Origin of the sequence: Oceanihabitans sp. 2_MG-2023, from assembly GCF_030547245.1 — a bacterium.
Classification (GTDB): Bacteria; Bacteroidota; Bacteroidia; order Flavobacteriales; family Flavobacteriaceae; genus Oceanihabitans.
The window spans coordinates 24571-48201 of the sequence record NZ_JAUOQT010000010.1 but is presented as its reverse complement, the minus strand read 5'-3'; the positions used below and the strand labels follow the sequence as shown (position 1 = coordinate 48201).

Annotated in this window: 22 protein-coding genes and 1 pseudogene; 8 read left to right on the top strand and 15 right to left on the bottom strand. The window is 31.0% G+C overall.

The genetic code is table 11. The features are described from left to right. Positions 1 to 35 precede the first annotated feature (35 nt). From Q4512_RS15425 to Q4512_RS15415, 3 genes are all read left to right on the top strand, one after another. Complete coding sequence (locus Q4512_RS15425; RefSeq protein ID WP_303426220.1) at positions 36 to 524, top strand: ATP-binding protein; 489 nt, start codon at positions 36 to 38, stop codon at positions 522 to 524. 85 nt (positions 525 to 609) lie between these two features. Next, positions 610 to 1512: a hypothetical protein gene (locus tag Q4512_RS15420; RefSeq protein ID WP_303426218.1), complete on the top strand. Its 903-nt coding sequence runs from the start codon at positions 610 to 612 to the stop codon at positions 1510 to 1512. A gap of 215 nt (positions 1513 to 1727) precedes the next feature. After that, positions 1728 to 2447 carry a 3-ketoacyl-ACP reductase gene (locus Q4512_RS15415; protein ID WP_303426217.1) on the top strand — a complete coding sequence of 240 codons (720 nt, stop codon included), beginning with the start codon at positions 1728 to 1730 and terminating at the stop codon, positions 2445 to 2447. A 136-nt stretch (positions 2448 to 2583) separates the two neighbouring features. On the opposite strand, the gene Q4512_RS15410 is transcribed toward Q4512_RS15415, so the two are convergent. Together Q4512_RS15410 and Q4512_RS15405 are read right to left on the bottom strand one after the other, a co-directional pair. Beyond that, positions 2584 to 3564 (bottom strand): PLP-dependent cysteine synthase family protein, encoded by a 981-nt coding sequence (locus Q4512_RS15410; RefSeq protein ID WP_303426216.1) that lies wholly within the window; start codon positions 3562 to 3564, stop codon positions 2584 to 2586. Positions 3565 to 3900: 336 nt separating this feature from the next. After that, a complete protein-coding gene (locus Q4512_RS15405) occupies positions 3901 to 5136 on the bottom strand; it encodes an FtsX-like permease family protein (protein WP_303426215.1) in 1236 nt (411 codons plus the stop codon). Between the two features lie 8 nt (positions 5137 to 5144). Here Q4512_RS15405 and Q4512_RS15400 point away from each other — a divergent pair, with 8 nt between their 5' ends. Then, complete coding sequence (locus Q4512_RS15400) at positions 5145 to 6437, top strand: DUF1343 domain-containing protein (RefSeq protein ID WP_303426214.1); 1293 nt, start codon at positions 5145 to 5147, stop codon at positions 6435 to 6437. Between the two features lie 66 nt (positions 6438 to 6503). Here the strand turns inward: Q4512_RS15400 and Q4512_RS15395 are convergent, their stop codons facing one another. From Q4512_RS15395 to Q4512_RS15380, 4 genes are all read right to left on the bottom strand, one after another. Then, positions 6504 to 7337: a hypothetical protein gene (locus Q4512_RS15395; protein ID WP_303426212.1), complete on the bottom strand. Its 834-nt coding sequence runs from the start codon at positions 7335 to 7337 to the stop codon at positions 6504 to 6506. Positions 7338 to 7617: 280 nt separating this feature from the next. Continuing rightward, on the bottom strand, positions 7618 to 8451 hold the full coding sequence (locus Q4512_RS15390; protein ID WP_303426211.1) for a glycerophosphodiester phosphodiesterase family protein: 834 nt from the start codon (positions 8449 to 8451) through the stop codon (positions 7618 to 7620). Positions 8452 to 8489: 38 nt separating this feature from the next. Next, entirely contained in the window at positions 8490 to 9332 is an 843-nt protein-coding gene (locus tag Q4512_RS15385) for a sterol desaturase family protein (RefSeq protein WP_303426210.1), read from the bottom strand. 80 nt (positions 9333 to 9412) lie between these two features. Further along, on the bottom strand, positions 9413 to 9907 hold the full coding sequence (locus Q4512_RS15380) for a YkgJ family cysteine cluster protein (protein ID WP_303426208.1): 495 nt from the start codon (positions 9905 to 9907) through the stop codon (positions 9413 to 9415). 100 nt (positions 9908 to 10007) lie between these two features. On the opposite strand from Q4512_RS15380, the gene Q4512_RS15375 reads away from it, so the two are divergent. Continuing rightward, a complete protein-coding gene (locus Q4512_RS15375; RefSeq protein WP_303426207.1) occupies positions 10008 to 10706 on the top strand; it encodes a bifunctional 2-polyprenyl-6-hydroxyphenol methylase/3-demethylubiquinol 3-O-methyltransferase UbiG in 699 nt (232 codons plus the stop codon). Here the strand turns inward: Q4512_RS15375 and Q4512_RS15370 are convergent. From Q4512_RS15370 to Q4512_RS15345, 6 genes and pseudogenes are all read right to left on the bottom strand, one after another. Next, positions 10703 to 11332, bottom strand: coding sequence for a hypothetical protein (locus Q4512_RS15370; protein ID WP_303426206.1), 630 nt, complete (start codon positions 11330 to 11332; stop codon positions 10703 to 10705). The two genes, Q4512_RS15375 and Q4512_RS15370, sit on opposite strands and share 4 nt — an antisense overlap. 14 nt (positions 11333 to 11346) lie before the next feature. Further along, on the bottom strand, positions 11347 to 11673 hold the full coding sequence (locus Q4512_RS15365; RefSeq protein ID WP_303426204.1) for a hypothetical protein: 327 nt from the start codon (positions 11671 to 11673) through the stop codon (positions 11347 to 11349). A gap of 1 nt (position 11674) precedes the next feature. Beyond that, a complete protein-coding gene (locus tag Q4512_RS15360) occupies positions 11675 to 12205 on the bottom strand; it encodes a DUF2059 domain-containing protein (RefSeq protein WP_303426202.1) in 531 nt (176 codons plus the stop codon). A 58-nt stretch (positions 12206 to 12263) separates the two neighbouring features. Next, positions 12264 to 12392, bottom strand: a pseudogene (locus Q4512_RS15355) (amidohydrolase family protein); the annotation flags it as partial. A 424-nt stretch (positions 12393 to 12816) separates the two neighbouring features. Then, positions 12817 to 14625, bottom strand: coding sequence for a TonB-dependent receptor (locus Q4512_RS15350; protein WP_303426201.1), 1809 nt, complete (start codon positions 14623 to 14625; stop codon positions 12817 to 12819). Positions 14626 to 14663: 38 nt separating this feature from the next. Beyond that, on the bottom strand, positions 14664 to 17684 hold the full coding sequence (locus tag Q4512_RS15345) for a tetratricopeptide repeat protein (protein ID WP_303426199.1): 3021 nt from the start codon (positions 17682 to 17684) through the stop codon (positions 14664 to 14666). A 224-nt stretch (positions 17685 to 17908) separates the two neighbouring features. Between Q4512_RS15345 and Q4512_RS15340 the strand changes: the two genes are divergently transcribed. Beyond that, the gene (locus Q4512_RS15340; RefSeq protein ID WP_303426198.1) at positions 17909 to 18592 is read left to right on the top strand and encodes a cell division ATP-binding protein FtsE; all 684 of its coding nucleotides are present in this window, start codon (positions 17909 to 17911) and stop codon (positions 18590 to 18592) included. Here the strand turns inward: Q4512_RS15340 and Q4512_RS15335 are convergent. After that, complete coding sequence (locus tag Q4512_RS15335) at positions 18589 to 20199, bottom strand: hypothetical protein (protein WP_303426196.1); 1611 nt, start codon at positions 20197 to 20199, stop codon at positions 18589 to 18591. The genes Q4512_RS15340 and Q4512_RS15335 overlap by 4 nt on opposite strands. 82 nt (positions 20200 to 20281) lie before the next feature. Here Q4512_RS15335 and Q4512_RS15330 point away from each other — a divergent pair, with 82 nt between their 5' ends. Both Q4512_RS15330 and Q4512_RS15325 read left to right on the top strand, forming a co-directional pair. Then, positions 20282 to 21172: a glycosyltransferase family A protein gene (locus Q4512_RS15330; protein WP_303426194.1), complete on the top strand. Its 891-nt coding sequence runs from the start codon at positions 20282 to 20284 to the stop codon at positions 21170 to 21172. Between the two features lie 3 nt (positions 21173 to 21175). Then, positions 21176 to 22114, top strand: coding sequence for a glycosyltransferase family A protein (locus Q4512_RS15325; protein ID WP_303426193.1), 939 nt, complete (start codon positions 21176 to 21178; stop codon positions 22112 to 22114). On the opposite strand, the gene Q4512_RS15320 is transcribed toward Q4512_RS15325, so the two are convergent. Further along, a complete protein-coding gene (locus Q4512_RS15320) occupies positions 22097 to 22510 on the bottom strand; it encodes an FdtA/QdtA family cupin domain-containing protein (RefSeq protein WP_303426190.1) in 414 nt (137 codons plus the stop codon). The genes Q4512_RS15325 and Q4512_RS15320 overlap by 18 nt on opposite strands. Beyond that, entirely contained in the window at positions 22507 to 23613 is a 1107-nt protein-coding gene (locus Q4512_RS15315; RefSeq protein ID WP_303426188.1) for a glycosyltransferase, read from the bottom strand. Before Q4512_RS15315 ends, Q4512_RS15320 begins: the two co-directional genes overlap by 4 nt. Between the last annotated feature and the right edge of the window lie 18 nt (positions 23614 to 23631).

Genomic DNA, 23631 nt, shown 5'->3' with positions numbered 1-23631 from the left:
TTATATGTTTAAAGAAACAATTAAAATCTAAAAAAATGGTTCACTTAATACTAGGAAACACAGGTTCTGGGAAAACCACTTATTCCAACCAATTAAAAAAAGAAACCAAAGGAATCCTTTTTTCTATAGATACCTGGAACAAAACCCTGTTTCTTACCGATAAGAAACCCGAAGATGGATTAGATTGGTTTTTAGAACGTATTGAAAGAGCAGAAACACTAATTCTAGATCTAGTGATACAACTAGAAAATGCCAATACCGATGCGATTCTAGATTTAGGTCTTTCGAAATTTTCTCATCGTGAAAAATTTAGACAATTTGCTTCAAAACATGGTTTTGAAATTAAAACCCATTTCTTAGATATTAATAAAGCAACCCGATTACAGCGTGTATTAAAAAGAAACACAGAAAAAGGAGATACTTTTGAATTTGAAGTATCACAAGAAAACTTTGATTTTATGGAATCCTGGTTTGAAAAACCTACTGCTCAAGAAATGAAAGGTGGTGTTATTGTTAGAGAGTAAAAGTAGATTACTTGTATTTTATAAATAATATTACGTTTTTGGCATGTTTTTTGTTAAAATTTTAACAACTATAAAGCAATCCATCATGAAAAAACTTAACGTTCTATTTATTTTAATTATTGCATTTTTACTAGTTTCTTGTAATTCTGACGATGACAACTCAACCACTTCTAACACCTCTATTAATTTAACTTCTATAAAAAAAGACTACTATATTAATGATGCATTCTCACATTCATCCAATTATAGTTTTGAAGAAAACAAATTGATAAAAGTCGAACACTCTTATGGAAGATCTGAAGAATTATTTTATGAGAATGATTTAGTATCTAACATCTTAAAGTATGATGCTTCTAATAATTTAGAATGGACAAACACATACACTTATGATAACGCTAAAAGATTAATACAGAAAAACTCGATATCCAGCTCAAGCAATCCAAGCGCAAATCAAGAGAAAGAAATTACTTATACTGATAATTCTAATATACAAGTATTATTCACTTTAAGTAGTACTCAAACTACTAATGAAAACATTACACTAAATCCTGAAAATCTTATTATTGAAAACAAACTATTAAATGATGAGGAACAAATTATGTCTGAAAAGCATTATGAATATATAAATAATAATTTAACAAGATTTGAGATAAAAGATCCTAACGAAAATACTTTGCTAGAAGCAACATTTGAATATTTAGACATGGAAGCTTCAGATTTTTACAATTATAATATATTTACCTACGGACCAGAATGGAAAAACAACTATGCACTTGACACCCAATTTGGATTAGGCATAGAAACTTACCAAATAAGTAAAAATTATATAAGTAGTTATTATCGTTATGATTACGATATAAATATTTCAAGAACAGTAACATTTGATTATGAATTTGACTCTAATGATAATATTGTTGAGCAGATTGAAAACATGATTGAATCTGACGGAGACACCTATAAAACAGTTACTACTTATAATTATGAGTAAATAATTTATATTAATTTACAACAAAAAACTTCTTAGAATTTAGGAGGTTTTTTTGTTTTTGCTGGAATCCTGAGTTTACTTTATTATTTAGCATTCAAAACAATAGACACATTATATTAATTTGCTGTTAAGAATTCTGGTTTACCTAGTTTATAAGCTAAGACATAGCTATTTTTGTATACACTTAAAACGTACTATTAATACAAAAATACACCATGAAAAACCTTAAAAACAAAAAAGCAATAATTACCGGAGGAGGTAGAGGATTAGGAAAAGCAACTGCAATAGCTTTTGCCCAAGAAGGAATAGATGTAGCCATTACTGGTAGAAATGAAGCTACGTTAATTGAAACAACTGCTCAAATAAAAGCATTAGGTGTAAATGCAACGTACGCCGTTTTTGATGTGGGAAATTATGAAGAAGTTAAATCTGGTATTAAAACTTTAATTGAAACACTTGGCTCAGTAGATATTTTGGTAAACAATGCAGGAATTGCGGCTTTTGGAACTTTAAATGAAATGGATGTAAACCAATGGAGTCAAATAATACAAACTAACTTAATGGGAATGTATTATGTTACCAAAGAAGTTTTGCCGCACTTGATGGAAAAAAACCAAGGCGATATTTTTAATGTAGCTTCAACAGCTGGATTAACAGGTAATGCAAGTACTTCTGCTTATTCTGCTTCAAAATTTGCAGTTATTGGTATGTCGGAATCTTTAATGAAGGAAGTACGCAAAAACAATATTAGAGTGTGCACATTAACACCAAGCACCATTGCTTCAGACATGTCTATAGATTTAGGCATTGCAACTAAAGACTCTGAAGACAGTGTTTTACAACCCGAAGATTTTGCAGAACTTATTGTTGCTGGTTTAAAATTACCTAGAAGAGCGATGTTAAAAGGAGCTTCTTTATGGTCTACAAATCCGTAATAATTTACAAGGATTGACTATCCTTCAAAGATTAAAAAGAAAAAAACACTCGAAATAAAATATTCGATAATAAAAAACCTCCTGAAATTTCAGGAGGTTTTTTTATTTATTTAGAACGGAAACTATAAGATAAGAGTTAATCGATGTAACCCATTTTTTTCATCCAATCGTTATTGTACATTTTACCAACATAACGACTTCCATGATCATGGAATAAAACAACTACGACATCGTCTTTTTTAAATTCATCTTTTAGTTGCAGTAATCCTTTAATTGCTGCTCCAGCGCTATTTCCTAAAAACATACCTTCTTCTAAAGCTAATTTTTGGGTATATATTGCTGCATCTTTATCGGTTACTTTAGTAAATCCATCAATTAGAGAAAAGTCTACATTTTCTGGTAAAATATCTTCTCCAATACCCTCGGTTACATATGGATATATTTCATTTTCATCAAAGATTCCTGTTTCGTGGTATTTTTTAAAAACAGAACCATAGGTATCAATTCCCCATACTTTTACATCTGGATTTTGTTCTTTTAGATATTTACTAATTCCAGAAATGGTTCCTCCTGTTCCAACACCAACCACAAAATGCGTTACTTTACCTTCTGTTTGTTTCCAAATTTCTGGTCCAGTACTCTGGTAATGTGCTTTTGCATTACTTGGATTATCATATTGATTTACATACCATGAGTTTGGTGTTTCTTCCCCTAAACGTTTAGATACCGAGTAGTACGATCTAGGATCTGTTGGTTCAACATCTGTAGGGCAAACTATCACCTCAGCTCCATGTGCTCTTAATACGTCACATTTTTCTTTAGATTGTTTATCACTAATCACAAAAATACATTTGTAGCCTTTAACAATTGCAGCAAGCGCTAGACCTAATCCTGTATTTCCAGAAGTACCTTCAATAATAGTTCCTCCAGGTTTTAAACGTCCGTCTGCCTCAGCATCTTCGATCATGGTTAAAGCCATTCTATCTTTTGCAGAATTCCCTGGATTAAAAGTTTCGTATTTAGCAAGCACCAAACAAGGTAAGTCTGCTGTAAGTTTATTTAGTTTTACTAATGGCGTGTTCCCAATAGTTTCTAGTATATTTTTTGCGTATTCCATGTTATTTTTTTACTGTTGCAAAAATAGTTAAAAGGGAATAGTTAAAAGTTAAAAGTTCTATTTTATTTTTCCATAGCGGTTTGGTTGTTATTTAATCTTTTCGTTTTTAGAGTTAGATTCCTCGACTTTACTCGGAATGACAAAATTGGACTGGAATGATAAAAGCGCCAAAAGAAAGCATCTAAAATAGGATAGAAGTATTGTATTTTTATTAAAAATTTCTTTTTAGGCCGCGTTAGCGATTGTAGTGGCATCCTTTTTTGAGGTACGAGAAAAAGATATAACGAAAAGCGCAGTACTACGCAGCTTAAGCGAAGTAGTAAACGCCATAATTATCTATTCGAAACGAATGGCTTTTACTGGTGAAATTTTGGTAATTAAATAAGATGGTATTAAAAGCATAATTAAGCATAGTATAAAAGTACCAATATTTAGTGCGAGGATATAGCCTAAATTTATATAGACTGGCACTTCACTTACATGGTAAACATCCGGATCTAAAGGGAAAAATTTACCATATTTTTGTGCTAGTAATATGACAAAACCGATAAGATTTCCCCAAAACAATCCAATTAGAATAATATAGCTTGCGTTGTATAAAAATATTTTTCTTATGCTCCAATTGTTACTTCCTAGCGCTTTAAAAACACCTATCATTTTTGTGCGTTCGAGTATTAAAACAAGTAATGCGGTTATCATATTTATTCCCGCTACAAGGATCATAATCCCGATAATACCATAGGTGTTTTTATCGAAAATACTTATCCACTCGAAAATAGAAGCGTGTTTTTGTTCGACAGTTACTGCGTTTAATAAAGAAGGTGTATTTTGAAATACTTCTCTGTATTTATCTTGTAGTTGGTTATAATCGTTTAATAAAACCTCAAAACTCCCTACTTGATCTGGCTCCCACTGGTTAAGTCTTTGTATATGTCTAATATCTCCAAGCACATAGGTCTCATCAAATTCTTTAAGTCCAGAATTGTAAATCCCAACTATGGTATAACGAATTTGTGTAGGTAGTTTGTTTGGATCTTCTTTTTTAAAATAGGTACTGAATTTATCGCCTAATTTAAACTGCATTCTTTTTGCTAAATCTTGTGAAATAAGCACGTCTTGATTTCTTTCTTTCGTGTAGTCTGGCAATCTACCTTCAACAAGAAAATCCGTGAAATATTCCCAGTTATAATCGGCTCCCACACCTTTTACAATAATAGCTTCGAAGTCAGTTTCGGTTCTAATCACACCAAATTTAGATGCAACTGCTTGTACGTTTTTGATGCCTTCTACATGCTTGAACTTTGGGTAAAAATCTTGTTTTGTAGTTATTGGTTTTCCGCTTTCTTGGGAATTATTGCTATCGAAGTTCGAAATAATTATGTGTCCATTAAACGCCGAAACTTTATCTCTAATCTTTTGCTGCAAGCCAATTCCTGTAGCAACTGCTATCATCATCACAATAATACCAACAGCAATTGCAGCAATTCCAATTTTTATTATTGGTGCTGAAACACTACTTTTATACGCTTTACTACTAATAATGCGTTTAGCTATAAAAAACTCGAAATTCAAACTAGATTATGCGATTAAATGTTTTCAAAAATACAGTTTTATTATTTGTTTTGGTATTAATTTCTTGTGCTTCTAAATCAAAAGAAAAATTAGCCGAGAATAAGGAGGTACATCAACAGGTTGCACGTGACATAGAACTACCAAACAACAACGATTTACGTATTGGCGCAAACCAAACAGAAGCTTATTTACCTTTATTAATTGGAAAGCGAGTTGGTATTGTTGCAAATCAGACTTCTGTTATTTTTAAGCTAAATGAGAATGAGATTACTTCGTTAGAAACAACTCCTATAAAAAACACTTACACACATCTTGTGGACTCATTGGTTTCTTTAAAAGTAGATGTAAAAAAAGTATTTTCTCCAGAACATGGTTTTAGAGGTATTGCGGATGCTGGAGAACTTTTAAAAGATGGAGTTGACACCAAAACGGGATTACCTATTGTTTCTATTTATGGACAAAACAAAAAACCATCTATTAAACAACTTGCTGATTTAGATATTATGATTTTTGATATTCAAGATGTTGGCGCACGTTTTTATACTTATATTTCTTCTTTACATTATGTGATGGAAGCTTGCGCAGAAGCGAATATTCCAGTTATTATTTTAGATAGGCCAAACCCAAATGGACATTATATTGATGGCCCAATTTTAGAGTTAGAACACAAAAGTTTTGTTGGTTTGCATCCTATTCCTGTGGTGCATGGGATGACTATTGGCGAATATGCTAAAATGATTAATGGTGAAAAATGGTTAGAAAACGGTTTACAAAGTGACATTACTGTAATTTCTATGAAAAACTACACCCATGAAACGGTATATGATTTACCTATTAAGCCTTCCCCAAACTTACCTAATGCGAAATCTATAAACTTATATCCTAGTTTGTGTTTCTTTGAAGGAACAAACGTAAGCGCTGGTAGAGGAACAAATAAACAGTTTCAAATATTTGGAAGCCCTTTTTTAGATACTAAAATGTTTAATTACGAATATACTTTCACACCACGACCAAATGTTGGATCTAAACACCCAAAAAACGAAAATAAGGTGTGCTATGGCATGGATTTAAGCGACACTAAATATTTAAATAGATTAGACTTAAACTATTTGATAGAAGCATACCAAGCTACAGCAAACAAGGAAACCTTTTTTAATGCATATTTCACCACGCTAGCAGGAACAAAAAAGCTTCAAAAACAAATAGAAACAAAGCATACTGCTTACGAGATTAAGAAAACTTGGGCTAGAGGTTTAGCAGATTATGATAAGATGCGACAACCTTATTTATTATATAAATAAAAAACCTCTAGAATAAAATCTAGAGGCTTTACCTATATGTGATTTTGGTTATATAACTAATTTAAACTAGTTGTATGGTTCTCCATTTGGTCTTAAATTTTCTGCTCTATACTCTTCACGAGATTGAACCACGTAACGACCTCCTCTTCCATTTGTAAGATTGTAACTTTTATACTCTGTAGAATCTAAACTAGGTTTTCTTGCTTCGACAACTCTAGTAGGCCTTTGTGTTTTTGTTCTAACTGGTTTTGCATCTGCAATTGTTTTTTCTTTTTCTACTCTTACTTTTTCAGGTCTAGGTGTGCGTGCTTTGGTAACTCTTGTTTTCTTTTCTTTTGTAATTTCTTTTTTAACCTTTTTCTTTACTACTCGTTCTTTCTTAATACGTTCCTTTTTTACAGGTACTTCTTTTTCTTCTTCTGTAGTAGCAACTTTTTCTTCTTCAATAACTATTGGCTCTTCCTCAATAATTTCAGGCTCTGTAACTGCTTCTGCAATTAATTCTTCTTCAATAGGATCTTCAATTGGTAAAAGTCTAGAAATTCTAAAAACGATTGTTTTTTGATCTTGGTAAATACCTTCTGTTTTTTCTATTTGAAAAGCAGCAATAGTATACTCTCCAACTGGAACAGATTTTAAAGGAATACTTATTTGCTTTTTCTCTCCTTCTACTGGAAAAACTTTAGCTTCATAAGCACCAATAAACTCTACTTTATATAATTTGTAGTCACTGCTTAAATGTAGCGTATCTCCTGCTCTATTTAAATTGTGCTGTAAACTATTAGCCTCTGAGTTAATATTTTTTGCAATTGTAGAATATACTGTAGTTTGACCAAATGATGCACTAAAGGTCATCAAGGCCATAAATAAACATAATATCGTAATTTTCCCCTCTTTCATTACGTGAATAAATTTGTACCGATTAATTGATTTAATTATTTGCTATTAATCAAATTCCGATCCAAAGATTAGTATAATTTACAAAAAAAAGGAATTTACATATGTTAGATGTAGGTATTTTCGTTGAATACCAAATTTTACAGACGAAATACTATTGAGCTGAAACAAAAGACTTTAGTTTCGAATACAATTCACAAAAAACACGAAATGCTTACGTTTTTTTACAAAAAACAACAATTCATCAAAGCTAATCCCTTACCACCAAATAAGTTGTAAGGATTTAATAATTTTCTTGATAAATCTGCAATAATACATCTGGATAATCCGTAATAATTCCGTCTACATTATTATGCATCATTTCTAACATTTCTGAAGCAGTATTAACAGTCCACGGAATTACTTTAAATCCTTGAACATGATATGCACTTGTGTTTTCTTTATTTACTAGTTTATAATACGGACTTATAATTTCTGGTGAAAAACTTAACTGTTTTAATTTTTCTGAAATGTCTTCATTTTCATCTACCAAAAGAGCTACTTGCATTTTTGGTGCTTGTTTTTTTATTTCTTCTAAAATACGAATATCAAAAGATTGCAAATTGCATTGATTAAATACTTGATGCTCATGGATCGTTTGTAAAACTAACTGAACAAATTCCTCCGGTTTTGGAGTAAAAACAGTATCGTATTCGGGAAGTGCCTTGATTTCAATATTGAATTTAATTTCTTTATTTAATGCATTAGAAACAATGAATACTTCACTTAAAGAAGGCTTATAGGCTTTTTGTTTTTCTTGACTTGGAAATCTTTCATGAAATTTAATTCCGCAATCGTAAGCTTTAATTTCTTCGTGTGTTAATTGGTATAGATTGTACTTTTTAGCATCTGCCTCTGGTATTTCTTTACCGTTAGCATCTAAACAAATCACAGGGTTCATATAAGGTTCGTGAGATACAATTACAATATTATCTTTAGAAACAGCTACATCCAATTCTAAAGTATGTACACCAAGTACTATTGCTTTTTTAAACCCTTGAAGTGTGTTTTCTGGCATTAAACCTCTACAACCTCTGTGCCCTTGAATGTCTATCGTTTTCGAAGAATTACAGTTCATAAATAAAAACATTAAAAAAAAGACTGTTAGCTTTTGCATTATTCTTCCTTTACAGCAACTATAGTTTGGTTTCTATATTCTTGGAAAGGTTGCTTTAGCAAATTAGTAATACTACTATTTTCTGCTTCGTTAGGAAACACATCCACTCCATAAACTAATTTGTCTCTATCTAATATCATGAAAGTTCCGAAAAGCCTATCCCAAACCGAAAAAATATTTCCGTAATTAGAATCGGTATAAGGCAACACGTAATGGTGATGTACTTTGTGCATATCTGGCGAAACTAAAAAGTAACTTAATGCATTATCTAATTTTCTTGGTAACTTAATATTTGCATGAGTAAATTGTGTTGCGACTAAGGATAAAGATTGATATAACATTACAATTGCTATTGGTGTACCAACTATAAAAACCCCAAAAAGAGTAAATGCAAAACGGATAATACTTTCTAACGGATGATGCCTATTTGCAGTTGTTGTATCTACTTTATGATCTGAGTGGTGAACAATATGAATTTTCCATAATGGTTTTACTTTGTGTTCTACATAGTGTGCCAAATATGCACCAAAAAAATCTAGAAAAAACACACCTAAAAAGACATATAAAACCAATGGCATATTAGGAAGCCAGTTAATAATACCAAAGTCATTTATTTTAACCCAATCGGCAGTTTTTAACAATAAAAAGGCTAATGTGAAATTTACAATTATAGTAGTAAGCGTAAAGAATAAATTAGGCACTGCATGTTTCCACTTTTTATAATTGAATTTATACAATGGAAGCACTCCTTCTAATAGCCAAAAAAAAGTGATTCCACCAACAAGAATAAGACTTCTATGTAAGGATGGAATAGTTTCAAAGTAGTTAATAAGGTTTTCCAAATTAGAAAGTTTTAGTTTTTAAAGATACTAAAAAAAAGGAATGCTTGCAGGAAGCAACAATATGCAATAAAAAACACGCTTTATATTTTTATTCTTTTTTTCATAGCTTCTACTATATTAAAAGCAGCAGGACATATAGCAACATTTTTCATGGTAAGATTAGAAATTTGCTGAAATTTTTTTCGATCGGTATGTGGAAATTCACGACAAGCTTTTGGTCTTACATCATAAATAGAACAGTAATTATCTGCACCTAAAAAAGTACATGGTACCGATTGCAACACATAATCGTTTTCTTCGTCTACTCGTAAATAATTCGCAATAAACTGCTGTGGCTTTTGTTTGAAAAATTTAGCTATTCGTTCTACATCTTTATCTGTAAACAAAGGACCTGTTGTTTTACAGCAATTCGCACAAGTTAAGCAGTCTGTTCGCTCAAATTCTTCTTCGTGCAATTCTTGCATGATATAATCTAAATTTTTTGGTGCTTTCTTTTTTAGCTTTGTAAAAAAGGTTTTGTTTTCCTTATGTTTATCTTTGGCAAGCTTTGGGAGCTGATTTAGAAATTCTTCCATAGAAGCAAAAATAGAATTTTTTGAGACACTTTGATCGTGCTTAGTGTGACAAAATAAATAAATAAATAACAGATTGCTAAAGTCTCGCAACAATAATTATATGGAAAAAGATTTATTTGGAAAAGCTTTATTAGATTACCAAAACGGAAACTATACCGAAGACATTATCACTTCTACTAATATTAGTGACGCAGACGAGTTACCAATTCCATATCTTTTTAGAAGTTTTAAGGACATGCCGAAACTAGAACAAAAAGCACTACAACTCTGTAAAGGAAGTGTTTTAGATGTTGGAGCTGGAGCAGGAAGTCATAGTTTATATTTACAAGAAAAAGGCTTTACAATAAAAGCTATTGATATTTCGGAAGGTGCTATTACAGTTTGCAAAAAAAGAGGCATTATTAAAGCAGAAGTAAAAGCGATTTTAAATGAAACGCAAACCTTTGACACTATTTTATTACTTATGAATGGTACTGGAATTTTTCAAGAATTACAACAAGTTGCAATGTATTTGAAGCATTTAAAAAAACTACTAAATCCCGAAGGACAAATACTAATAGATTCTAGCGACATTAAATACATGTACGAAGATGAAGATGGCGGATTCTGGATGGATACCACTGCCAATTATTATGGTGAATTAGATTACTTTTTAAGCTATAAAGACGAAAAAGAAAAACCTATGAAATGGCTCTATTTAGACTTTAATACTTTATTTACTGCTTGTACTTCTGTTGGGTTACAATGCGAATTAATTACCGAAGGAGCACACTTTGATTATTTAGCGAAAATTTACTAATTACAATTCGTATTGTAAAAAGCTGCTATTTCATAAAAATTATCTTTATGCATTTTTTTTGAGTCTAGTTTTTTTACTAAAGCATCACAATCTGCAAAAAATTCCATGGCACGAACACGAAAGCCTTTCACTTTTACTTTCTCTAAGACTTCACCTTCTTTGACTAAAAATAATCGATTATGATTAAAATAATTACTAGCAGAAGGGCCTTCTTGTTCCCAAGGGTTTTCGTCATTTTGTATTGATGTTTGCATGTTCGTTTTTTCTGTTCTACCTACAATAGCTACATTTCCTTCTACAATTAGTTGAACAAAAGCTAAACGTTTTTTCTTTTTTGAGATAAACATGGTTGTATATTTATCTACTCTATCTTCTACTTTAAAAAGAACACTATCTACTTGATTCGGTTTATACTTTTCTTTTTTAGCTTTTCTATCGGTTCTAAACTTTAGCATTTCATTAGAAGAAATAGTAATAGCATTATAGGGCTGCAAAGGCAAAAAGGCTTGTCCTGTTTTTACTTCGCCTGATTTTAAAAACACCTCAGCATCTGTCCATCCATATTGAGCAACTAGAGAATGACTAACAAAAACAAAAAAGAGTATCGTTATTAATTTACTTTGCATGATTCCGATTAAAATTAGAGATTTCTTTTTGCTTTACGTAATCGCTTTTTTTCGTCTTTGGTGTATTGCTTGTATGCTGCAATAGTTTTTAAATCTGCTTTACCAGTAATAGCAACATCGTAACCTAAATTAGACATTTTAATCTGTAGTGTATTCAATTTGGCTTTATCCTTTGCTAACTTTGAAAACTCACAATCTATAGTTTGCCAATTTGATAAGTTTCCATCTTCCAGAATACATTTAACATAGCATTTTCCAGGTTCAGGATTAGGAGGTAACTCTTGTGCAAAACTGTTTAAAGAAAAAAGCGCAATAAAAATGATACATAAGAAATATTTCATCTTACAAATTAAATCCTTTTTCACTTAGTTTATCTACAATTGTTCTATAAAAACCACTACTCCACATTTCCGAAATCTGGCTCATAGATGCATTCATAGAGTCTTGAGAACCTGTGATTTTTTGTCCGGTATCACTTCTATAAAATTCGGTTAAAGCTACTTTATCACCTTCGGTAAGGTTTTCTGCTTTTTTAAACATATTCTGTCCAGCTTTGGTAGCGTATAAAGCGTTCATGTTTTTTACATCTTGGTGTGTAAAATGGCCACGATAAGCAGAAACTACCATTTGGCTTAGTTCTTCTAAAGATTCTGTTTTAAGACCTTTAAGTTCGGTCCAAAGCGATGCAGGAACTTCTTGAGAAGCATATTGTTCTTGTAGCATAGAAAACATTTGGTCTACTACATTTTCGTAATAATCATAGGTACCATTGCTTTTAATACATTGTTTTACATCTTCACTATAGGCATCTACTTGTGCAAAAGTTGTTGTAGTTATAATTAATGCTAGTATAAATGTGTATATTTTTTTCATGTTTACTTTCCGCGAAAGCGGTAATCTTAGTTAATAAATATTTTTACAAAGAAAGCAATTATTGTGCCACGCCACCTATAAAAGTTTGTTGTACTTTAATTTTAGGGATTTCTTGAACAGCAACTTGCATGATATCTTTATCTAATATAATAAAATCTGCATACTTTCCAGTTTCAATGCTTCCTTTTTCTCGATCTACAAAATTAGCTTAAGCTTCCCAAATAGTCATTTCTTTAAAGTTTCTTTTCCTAAGCGTTCTTCTGCCCAATACATATCGTTTGTGCTTCCTAGTCCTACAAACTTCTCCTCTTTTATGGCAAAAGCGTATGCGTTTTCAAAGTTAGGATTAACAGTGTACGCTTTGCTTTCGTGATTACAATGTCTACTTATTCTTTTTCATAATTACCAAAGAATATTAATAAAAAGGCGAGTATACTTTTCCTGACTATAATGTCCATACGCAATACAATTTAACTTAAAAAAAGAATGAATCAAAATGGTGTTATTAAGTTAAACAAGAAAAGTATTCAAAAATAGAACGCTTATATTTTAAAACCCTTTTGAGTTTCGATTTTTAGATTTTGAATCCGTTTTTAGTAGGACAGCTTGTCTTAAAAATCAAATTTATAAGTTGCTCCTGCTAAAAACTGAAGCCCTTGTACGGGATAGTTTTGCCAACGATTGTATTCTTGGTTTGCAATATTATTTATTTTAGCAAATGCAGACCATCTATCGTTAATATGATAACCAACGTGTGCATTAGCATCAAAATAACTTTTTAAAGAGATAGTTTCTGTAGGATTTAATAAATCTACAAACAACGGATTGTCAATATCATTAAAACCGGCTAACCCTTTACGTTCTCCTACAAAAAATAAATTTGCACCTGCAAACCACTGTTTGGTAATTTGATAATCTAAAAACAGATTTGCTTTAAAGTTTGGAAGATTCCATGCTTCCGCTTCTTGATCTACATTATAAGAAAAATATGCCGCTTTAACACCTAATGTAAAATTACGATTTAGGTCTGCATTTATTTCTCCTGAAACTGAAAAGGTAGAAACATCATCGTAAACGATTCCAAAAGAATTTCCATTTTGGTATGCTTCATCGGCATCAAACCCGTAAGGAACCAAATTATTTCTATACATTGCTTTATCGTTTTCTCTACTATATTTTCCATCAATATTATAATTTACACCATTAGCCACTTTCCCTTTTAAACCTACAAAAACATTATACTTTTGATCGGTTGGTGTTATAAATAATGTTGGAGATACAAATGGGTTTTCTTGCGCAAAATCGTAATAAGTGTTTTGAATTAAGTCTCCTTTAATTCCTCCATAAGCGATTAAAATTTCATCTACCATTCTGTACGAAGCTTTTATATTAGGATAGATGAAAAATTTATTATCTCCATATTCTGTATCGTTTAAATAGAAGAAAGAAACTCCTAAGTCTAGGGTTAGATCCTCTTTAATTAATTGATACGTTGGCGAAATACCAATATTAAAGTTTCCATATTTTAATTCTTCATCTATAGCATAATTTCTATCGAATTTCCCTCCTAAGTAATCTACTTGTAAGCCAATATTAAAATCTAAATCCTGAATAGAGATATCTCCGTTAGTTTGGATTAACAATCTATTTTCACCAGAACTATTATTGTCTCCAAAACGTCTATATAAAATACTGGCTTCGTTTATATACGAATCTGTAAAGGCAACATCTGCTCCAAGATTAAAGCCTAAAAAAGCATGATCTACATCTCCAATAGCATCGGCAGCATCTTTATTATATAAAGGTTGCGGCAAGCCGTACCAGTTGTATTTTTGGTGTAGAAATCCGCCTTCAATATTCCATGCTAAATCGCGTTCATTTCTAGAGTAATTAGCACTTACTTTAGTATTCGAAAAATTATCGTCTAAAAGAATATCATTAATTCCGCCTTGTGATGAATGATGACTCACATAACCACCAACACTTTCGGTTCTACTAAAGGCATGATTTAAATATACTTCACCTAAAATAGAAGTATACATACCTCCTGCTAAAGTGGCATAATTATCATACAATTTTGCAGGTTCTTCTTTATCTACAACAGCAGCTTTTCCTTTTGCAGGAGTAAATGTAGAAGCCACAGGAAAAGAAAAAATGTTGTATTTAATTTCCTTTTTTGTAGTAGTCGTTGCATCATCTAAAGACGGAATTTCTTTTACTTTAAATGCATCGGAAACAGAAGGAGTATATGGTTTTACAACTTGAATAACATCTGGATTTAGAGTATCCTGTTCTCTTTCTTGTGAAAAACCTAATGTAGAAACAATGGTTAGGATAAAAATTAGAATTTTATTTTTTTGCTTTCGCATATCTTTTTGATATTTATTTGAACGATGAAATGCTATAACTTGGCTTAGCATGACCTTTTTTTTTTTAACGCTTATAGCTTGTAACAAAACTAATCTTCTGGTACAACAGAAGCATTTGTTTTTGCTTGTTCCGTTTTTATTTTGTTTAATTCGGTTTGTGCTTCTGTAACAACATCGGAATAGCTTGCAAAATTTTTAACTACACTTTCTAGAATATAAGTTGCTTGAAAGGCATCGTCCAGAGCATAATAGTTTTTCGCCATAACAACTAATCCTTTTGCACTATAGTATTTATAACCCGAATAATCTTTTGCTAATCGTTGCATGGTTACGTTAGATGCTTTATAACTTCCAGCTTTATTTTCAAAATACCCGTTGTAAAATAATGCTTCTGCTGCAGTTTCTCCTGTTGCGGTAAGCGCTACTTGTGCATAAGCCGTTTTTGCCTTTGCTTCGTCTCCTGTTTTTATTGCAGAACGAGCAATAATAACATGTGCATCGCTTTTAATTTTATTATCTAAGCCATTTTTTAATAGTACTTTTTCCGCGTAAGCGACCGCTTCATTATACTGTTCTAACTCGTAATTTGCTTTCATTAAATTAGATTGTGCAAAAATAACATTCTGCGGAAAACTAGCTTCTGTTTCTAACCTACTTAGCACAGGTATAGCTGCAGTCCAATTTTTATTTTCGGTATGCACTTGTGCTAAACGCAATAAAGATTCTTCGGTAAATTCACTTTGCGAAGCATCGATTACATATTGAAAATGAGGAATAGCAGTTTCTTTTAAATCTTTTTTAAAATATAATTCTGCGATATAAAAATGCGATTGTAAAGCATGTAATCCGTTTGGGAACTGATTTAAATACACATTAAATTGTTGGATTGCTTGATTTGTATTATTGTCTAAATATTTCTTCTCTGCTGCTTCGTAGGTTGTATTATCTAAATCGGCATCTGTAACTTCTACATAATCTAATGTTTGCACCCAAGACGCGTATTCGTCGACTCTACCAGTATCTATATAAATTAAACGTGCAGTTGCCACAGCTTGATTAGCTTCTGGTGTACTTGGAAAATCTGCAGCAATTTGTTTAAACTTCACTAAAGCAGGATCATTTTCGCTGGCATTATAATGCACTAATCCTTGGCGTAAAAGTGCTTTTGGCACGAATACACTACTATTATATTCGCTATTTAAACGGTTATAAGACTGCATTGCTTTTTCAGTATTGCCAGCCTTTACATAAGAATTACCTAATTCGTACATAGCATCATCTCGTAAAGTAGATTTTGGATACTTCGAAATAAAAGTTTCTAATTCGGAAATCTTTTTCGCAGCATCTCCTGCATAACCAGCACTTAATGCTTTTTGAAAAAATGCATAATCGGATTCTATTTCTCCAATTTGAATGGCTTTATTATATGCTTGAATTGCTTCGTTATATTGACTAGAAACGAAATAACCATCCCCTAAACGAAGGTATGCATCATTCCTCCTAACCGGATCTTCTTTTCTTTTAGTAATAAACTGATTGAAATACGGTGTTGCTTGTGTGTAGTTTTTCTGTTTAAAATACGTGTATGCAATATTGTAATCTAAATTGGTAATTTCTGGTGTTTGAGATGCAGAAGTTTGCTGTTCAAACTGTTTAAAACCGACTAAAGCATCCTCAAAATTAGAAAGATTATAATCTGTTTCTGCTTTCCAAAAAGTAGCTCTTGCAGTATATTTAGCATCTTGTGGTTCTTTTAATGAAGCATCAAAAAGGCTTTCTGCTTCTTGATATTTACTATCGTTATACAATTCGATCCCTCTATAAAAGGTTACTTTTTGATAAGCGACTTTATTTTCAAAACTTTTTTTTCCTTCTAATAATTTTAAAGCCTCCTTGTAGTTTTTAGATGTGATATAAGAATCTATTAGTAGAGTTTCCATTTCACTCTTATAAGATGTCTCTGGATATTTTTCTAAATAAGCAGCTAATACCTGCGGAGCCGATTGATAGGGATTTCCTATTTCGTAACTAATTTTCGCATAGTTTAACCACGCATCTTCTTGAATTTTTAAATCGTAATCCATTTCGGAAGCATTACGAAACGCATTTAAAGCCTGTTGTTTTTTATTAACATTTACATAGCTTTCTCCTAAATGATAGTATGCATTTTGCGCTACACTATTATTACCTCCTATTATTTTATTGAACTCACTTATTGCTTTGTCATAGTCTTTTTGTTTGTAGTAAGCGTAACCTAATTGGTAATAATCTGTGTTATTCCATTTACCACGAGTTCCTTCGTATTTGGTTAAAAATGGAATAGCTTCAGCATATTTTTCTAGATTAAAATAACTTTCGCCTATAATTTTATTGAGTTGAGACACTTCAGTTTCATCACTATTTGGTAGTTGTTCTTTTGCTAATGTAATTGCTTCTTCAAACTTGCCAAGTTTAAAATGTAAATCTGCTTGATAATAGGAAAGTTTTTCTTTGTATTTTTCTTCTTCTCCTACCTGATTAAAGTATTCATTTGCCTTGTCATAATCATCATTTTCATAAGCCATAAAACCGATATAATATTTTGCTTGCGCTCCATATCTTCCTGAATTTTCTACACGACTTAAATACTCTCTTGCAGTTTTATAATCTTGAGTTACAAAAGCAACATAGCCATTATTAAAGTTATAGCGTTCTTTTTCTGATCTAGCCAATCCGCTTTCTTCCACTTTATCATACCATTTTTTAGCATGTGCATATTTTTCGTTAACAAAATAATAATCTGCTACATCTGCATATGCTGTATTTCGTTTGGTACTTGTTGGATACTTTGCTACAAAATCTTCGATTAACTGATCTGCATTTTGTTGGTTTAAACGCACTGCACAATTAGCAATATAAAATGCACAATTACTTTGTAACACATCTGTTTTTGCTGTTTTTTTTATTTGATTAAATAAAGACTGAGCTGCCAGATATTGTTGATTATTATATAAACTAAGTGCTTTTTGATACGCTACTAAATCATTAGTATATGCTGCAGATTGTTGCGCTATTATTTGAAAACTACAAGCAATAGCAAGGAGAAATATATAAAGGTTTTTTCTAGTCATGGACTATGTTTTTTATTCAAGAATCAAATATAAATCAATATATAAATGATAACGTTAGAATTTTGTTATAATTATACACCGAGTTATTAATAATTAGTGCTGTTTACTAATTATTAGACACAGAAATATTGAGAAGTCTTCGTTTTAAGAAAACTTTTAAATTATAACTTTTCACTTTTAATTTATTAATAATACATTTACAACTCTTAAAACCAAAATACTATATGTCGAATCCTGTTTTACAATTAAAAGATGTTTCTATTTTTCAAGGAAATAACTTAGTCCTTTCTGATGTTAATGTAGAAGTAAACAAAGGTGATTTTGTGTATTTGATTGGAAAAACGGGTTCTGGAAAAAGTAGTTTTATGAAAACCCTTTATGGCGATTTAGCTTTAACAGAAGGCCAAGGGCATATAGTAGATTATGACTTACGAAAACTAAAAGAAAAGGAAATTCCATTTTTAAGACGAAAATTGGGTGTTGTTTTTCAAGACTTTAAATTACTTACAGATAGAACCATTAACGACAATTTATTATTTGTTTTAAAGGCTACTGGTTGGAAAGACAAAGCTAAAATGAAAACTAGAATAGACGAGGTTTTAGATAAAGTTGCAATGAAAACCAAAGGTTTTAAATTTCCGCATGAACTTTCTGGAGGAGAACAACAAAGAGTTGCTATTGCTAGAGCTTTGCTTAATGACCCTGAACTAATACTTGCCGATGAGCCAACAGGAAATCTAGATCCGCAAACTAGTATTGAAGTTATGGAAGTTTTACAAGAAATAAATAAAAACGGTAATACTATTTTAATGGCAACACATGATTATGCATTGTTATTAAAATACCCAAGTAAGACTTTAAAATGTGATGAGAATCAGATTTTTGAAGTTGTACAACGTAAAGGTTAAAACAACCTCTTAAAAAAACGTTTTAAGCCACTTTCTTTTTTAGAAGGAGTTGCTTTTAATTGTTTATCTTTCTTAAATTCAATAATAAAAACGCCAAAATTATTTAATGTTTTATTTCTTGAAGGATCTACTGCCTGCATTGGCACTGTAATTTTAGAGTCTTCCGTTACAGTTCCAGATTTTAAAATATGGTTTAAATCCTCAACATCTGTAATAGTAAAAGCGCTACCTTTTTCGATATTATATTCCGAGAAATCGATAACTACGTCTTGTTCTTCCTTATTAAAAAGTACTACTCGAAAGCTGTTATTTTTATATTCACTTTTTGTGATATCTAAAACATTGTTTAGATTAAAAGCACCAATATGTTTTTTCTGGCTACTAATATCGATGTTAAACATGGATTTCCATTTGTTAAGTGGATAGTTTGTTTTATTAATTCGAAAAGCATCGTTATTTTTAGAGTAGTATAAATTGTTACTAAACTTCCAGTTTTTATTTTTTGCCAAATCAAAAACGGAATTTGTAAAATTCATATAACCAGTATAGACAATATTATTTTTAAAGGTTAATGTTTTTGCGTATAATATTCTGAGTGCATTATTTCTTCCTAAAATAATATTATTATCTACCACAACATTCTCTACTGGTGACTTGTGGTAAAAACCTAAAGTTAAAGAAGGTGCATCTCCATTAACCTCATTTTTTAGATAGTTTGTATTGTGGTACAATATGTTATTGGTTACTTTAATATTTTTAGCAATGTTTATGGCATTTCTATCATCTGAAGCTACAATAATATTATCTACCGTATATTTATTTGCAGGCAAACCACTATTAAAAATCACATTATTATCTAAAGTTATGTTCTTCACATATTCAAAATCTGCTTTTCTTCCTGCAGACCAAACCTCAATACCTTTGTAGTAGTTATTAAAAATAACATTGTTTTTTATAATTCTTTCTTCTTCACTTTTATTCTGCACATAAAAACCTTCTCCTGCTCCTCTTCCTTTTTCATTAATTACACCATTATTAAAAACAAAACACTCTGTAATTAAAGTTCCTCCTGTACTTTTCCAAGAGCCAAAACCCAAACCTGGATTATTATATATTTTAAGGTTAATAAACTTGCAGTTTCTTCCCGACAAATGATATACACCTGCGATTTGATTTTTGAAGTTGGCATCTTTTTTATTTCTAGAAAATTCACCTAACCATGTAACTTCAAAATCTTTATAAATTACTTGTCCGCCTCGAATTCCTAATGTTTGTTCTTTTGTTGAAGCAACATTTCCATTTAAAATTACGCTTTCCCCTTGGTATGCACTTACCGTTATATATGTATTAGGTATTGTACAGTTAAGCGTACTATTATACCTGCCATTATACACACCTTCGTGCAACCAAATAGTATCGCCTCCTTTAACCACCTTAATAGATTGTTTTAATGCGGTCTGCAGATCCCAAGGGTTTTGCAAAGTACCATTGCCAGTAGCTGTTCCTGGCGACGTTTTATGGTCTTCTGGAAACACATGAAACTCTTGTTGCGCATAGCCAACAGCAACAATTAATACTGATAATAAGGTTAGATAAATTTTATTCATAGTAACAAAATTACAATTACTATACCAATAGCAAACAGATTACATTATTTTTGTTAGTTTTGAACAAATCTAACAAGCATTCATGCTCTCTATTTTAATTCCTACATACAACTATAACATTAGCGCACTTGTTGAAGAAGTGTATGCGCAAACAAAACAGCTATCTGTAGATTTTGAAATATTATGTTATGATGATGGTTCGACAGATAAAAATATTATTACTGCTAATAAAGAAATAAATAATTTAGAAAACGCTCAATATTTAATACTTGAAAAAAATATTGGTAGAAGCGCTATTCGGAATCTTTTAGCAAAAGAGGCAAAAAACGAATGGTTACTTTTTTTAGATGCAGATGTATTACCAAAAGAAAGCAATTTTATTGCTACCTATTTACAAGCTATAACAAAAGCTTCGCAAGTAATTTATGGTGGCATTTTATATACTAAAAAAAAGCCTGACGATGACCATTTACTGCGTTGGACCTACGGAAAAAAGCGAGAGGCATTAGCTACTAAAAAAAGGAACGAAAATATTTATTTAAGCTTTTTGACCTTAAATTTTTTAATAAGAAAAGATGTTTTTAATGTAGTTTCCTTTGATGAAGACATTCCTAACTTAAGACATGAAGACACTTTATTTTCTTACCATTTAAAATTAAATAAAATAAAAGTCGAACATATTGAAAACCCAACCTATCATTTAGGTTTAGAAAAAAGCAGTCTGTTTTTAAAAAAATCTATTGAATCTGTAGACGCCTTACATTTATTTTTAAAACAAAACTTAATACCCAAAAATTATACTTTAATTACAAGAGTCTTTTTTAGTATAAAAAGATTAAAGCTTCCATTTTTATTTGCCTTTATTTATAGAACGTTTAAAGGTTCTTTTGAAAAAAATTTACTTTCAAAAAAACCGTCTTTATACCTATTTGATTTATATAGATTAAGCTACCTTTGTTATTTACATATCTAATAAATGCCATTTTTCTCCATAGTAATTCCATTATACAACAAAGAACACTTTATTGTCAACACAATAAAAAGTGTACTTGAGCAAACATTTCAAGATTTTGAAATTATTGTGGTTAATGATGGTTCTACGGATGCGAGTTTAAAACTATTAGATACTTTTAACGATTCTAGAATACAAATATTTACGATAAAAAACCAAGGTGTTGCACATGCTAGAAACTATGGAATAGAAAAAGCAACTGCAGCTTATATTGCTTTTATAGATGCTGATGACTTATGGTTAAACAACCATTTAGCACAACTTAAAAAATTACAAGAAGATTTCCCTAACTGTGGTTTATATGCAAATGCATATGTAAAAAAAATGGGTGAAATCGCTTTAGAATCCGATTATATAGACATTCCTAATGCATGGAATGGTATTGTTAAGGACTATTTTAAATCCAGTCAATTTAGCTGTGTTGCATGGACATCTGCAGTAATGGTTCCTAAAAAAACATTGGAGGCCTTTAATGGCTTTGATGAAAAAATTACACTTGGCGCTGGAGAAGACACCGATTTATGGATGAAAATAGCGATACAACATCCAATAGCTTTTAACAATAATGTTACTGCCGTTTATAACTTACATGCAGATAACAGAATTTCTAATGCCAATACCAATTTAAGACAGTTTTTAGATTTAGATGTATATGAAGAAGCTGCTAAAAACAATCCTTCTTTAAAAAAATATCTAGATTTCAATAGATTTTCTATTGCTTTGCAATACAAACTTGTAGGTAATAAAGAGAAGATGGATTTTTATTTAAAGCATTTAAACAAGCGTAATTTAAATGCAAAACAACGTTTTATACTTAGTTGCAATAAAAGCACTTTATTGTTTTTAATGAAAACACAAAAAGTACTACGACAGTTTCACGTTAATTTAAGTCCGTTTAAATAACTCGAAGTCTTTGTATTCTCGAATGTAATCGCTCTCTTCAAAAACATCTGAAGCTAACACCAAACAAACAGATCCGGAAGAAAAATCTTCCAGCTCACGCCAAATCCCTGTTGGAATTAACAACCCTTTATTTGGCTTATTAAGTGTAATAGATTGTTTTTGTTTTCCATCATCTAGAATCACAGTAAAACTACCACTTAAGGCAACCAAGAATTCTAATTGCTCTTTATGTGCATGACCACCTCGATATGCATCACTGGGCACATCATATAAATAATACACTCTTTTAATCTCAAAAGGAGTACAATCTTTCTCTATAACAGCTAGATTACCTCTACTATCGGCAATTCGAGGTATATCAATAATTTTAATATCTTTTATAATAGTATGACTCATGTACTTTCAATTATTTTTTTCCAATTCTTAGAAATCTTCTCTATAGAAAACCTAGCAACACTTTGTTTTGCATTTGCTTTACAGTGTTGATACAATGTTTTGTCAAATATAAAACTATCCATAGCTTCCGCTAGTGCATTTATGTCATAATTTTCTACTAACAATCCATTTACCTTATTTTGTATTACTTCTCTTGGCCCAGAATTACAGTTCACAGAAATTACTGGAGTTGCTAATGCTAACGATTCTGGAATTACCATAGGGAAACCTTCGTGTCTACTTGTAAGCATAGTAAACAAAGCATTTTTAACATACGGATACGGATTTGCGGTAAACCCCTTAAATACCACATGTGTTTCTAATTGTATTTTTTTTGTGTATGTTATTATTTCATTTAGATCTTCACCATTACCGAGAATCCATAATTTAATGTTTTGGGTTGGCAATTTGGATGCTTTATATCCATTTAATAAAAGTTTTAAATTCTTGTGTTCATCGTCTATCCGTCCGTAATAAATAATATACGTACTCTTTTCTGCTTCAACCACATTGAAATCTAAAGCCTTTCTTTCTATATCCTCAAAATCAAATGCATTATAAATAGTATGCATCTTTTTAATTTGAAATTCTTTTTTAAATTTCTGATTTATTTCTTCGGAAACCGCCGTAAATGTTTCGTTTTTATACAACCACGCATTCAACCATTTATAAGGAGTAAATGTTTTTTCTTGCACATAATTATGAAGTACATAAATTACAGGAATATGTCTGTATAAATATTTTGTGAATATATATTCTCTGTAGGCTAAGATACGATATCTATTATCGATAATACAATCAAAATGATGCTCTTTAAAGTATTGCTTTAATTTTCGGAATCTTTTTATTTTCCCTAAAAAAGTATCATTTTTATCTTTAAATTCCCCTAAATTAAAAAGCGTACCAGAATACTCATATTCTACTTGTGATAACAGCGTTACCACATGTACATTATATCCTAGATTATGCAAAATAGTGGTAAGTGTTGCCGAAGATTTTTCTGCTCCTCCTTTAGCTAATGAAGGAGTAACGACACAAATCTTTTTTTTATTGTTATTTTGCAAGGGTAAATTTTTAGAAAC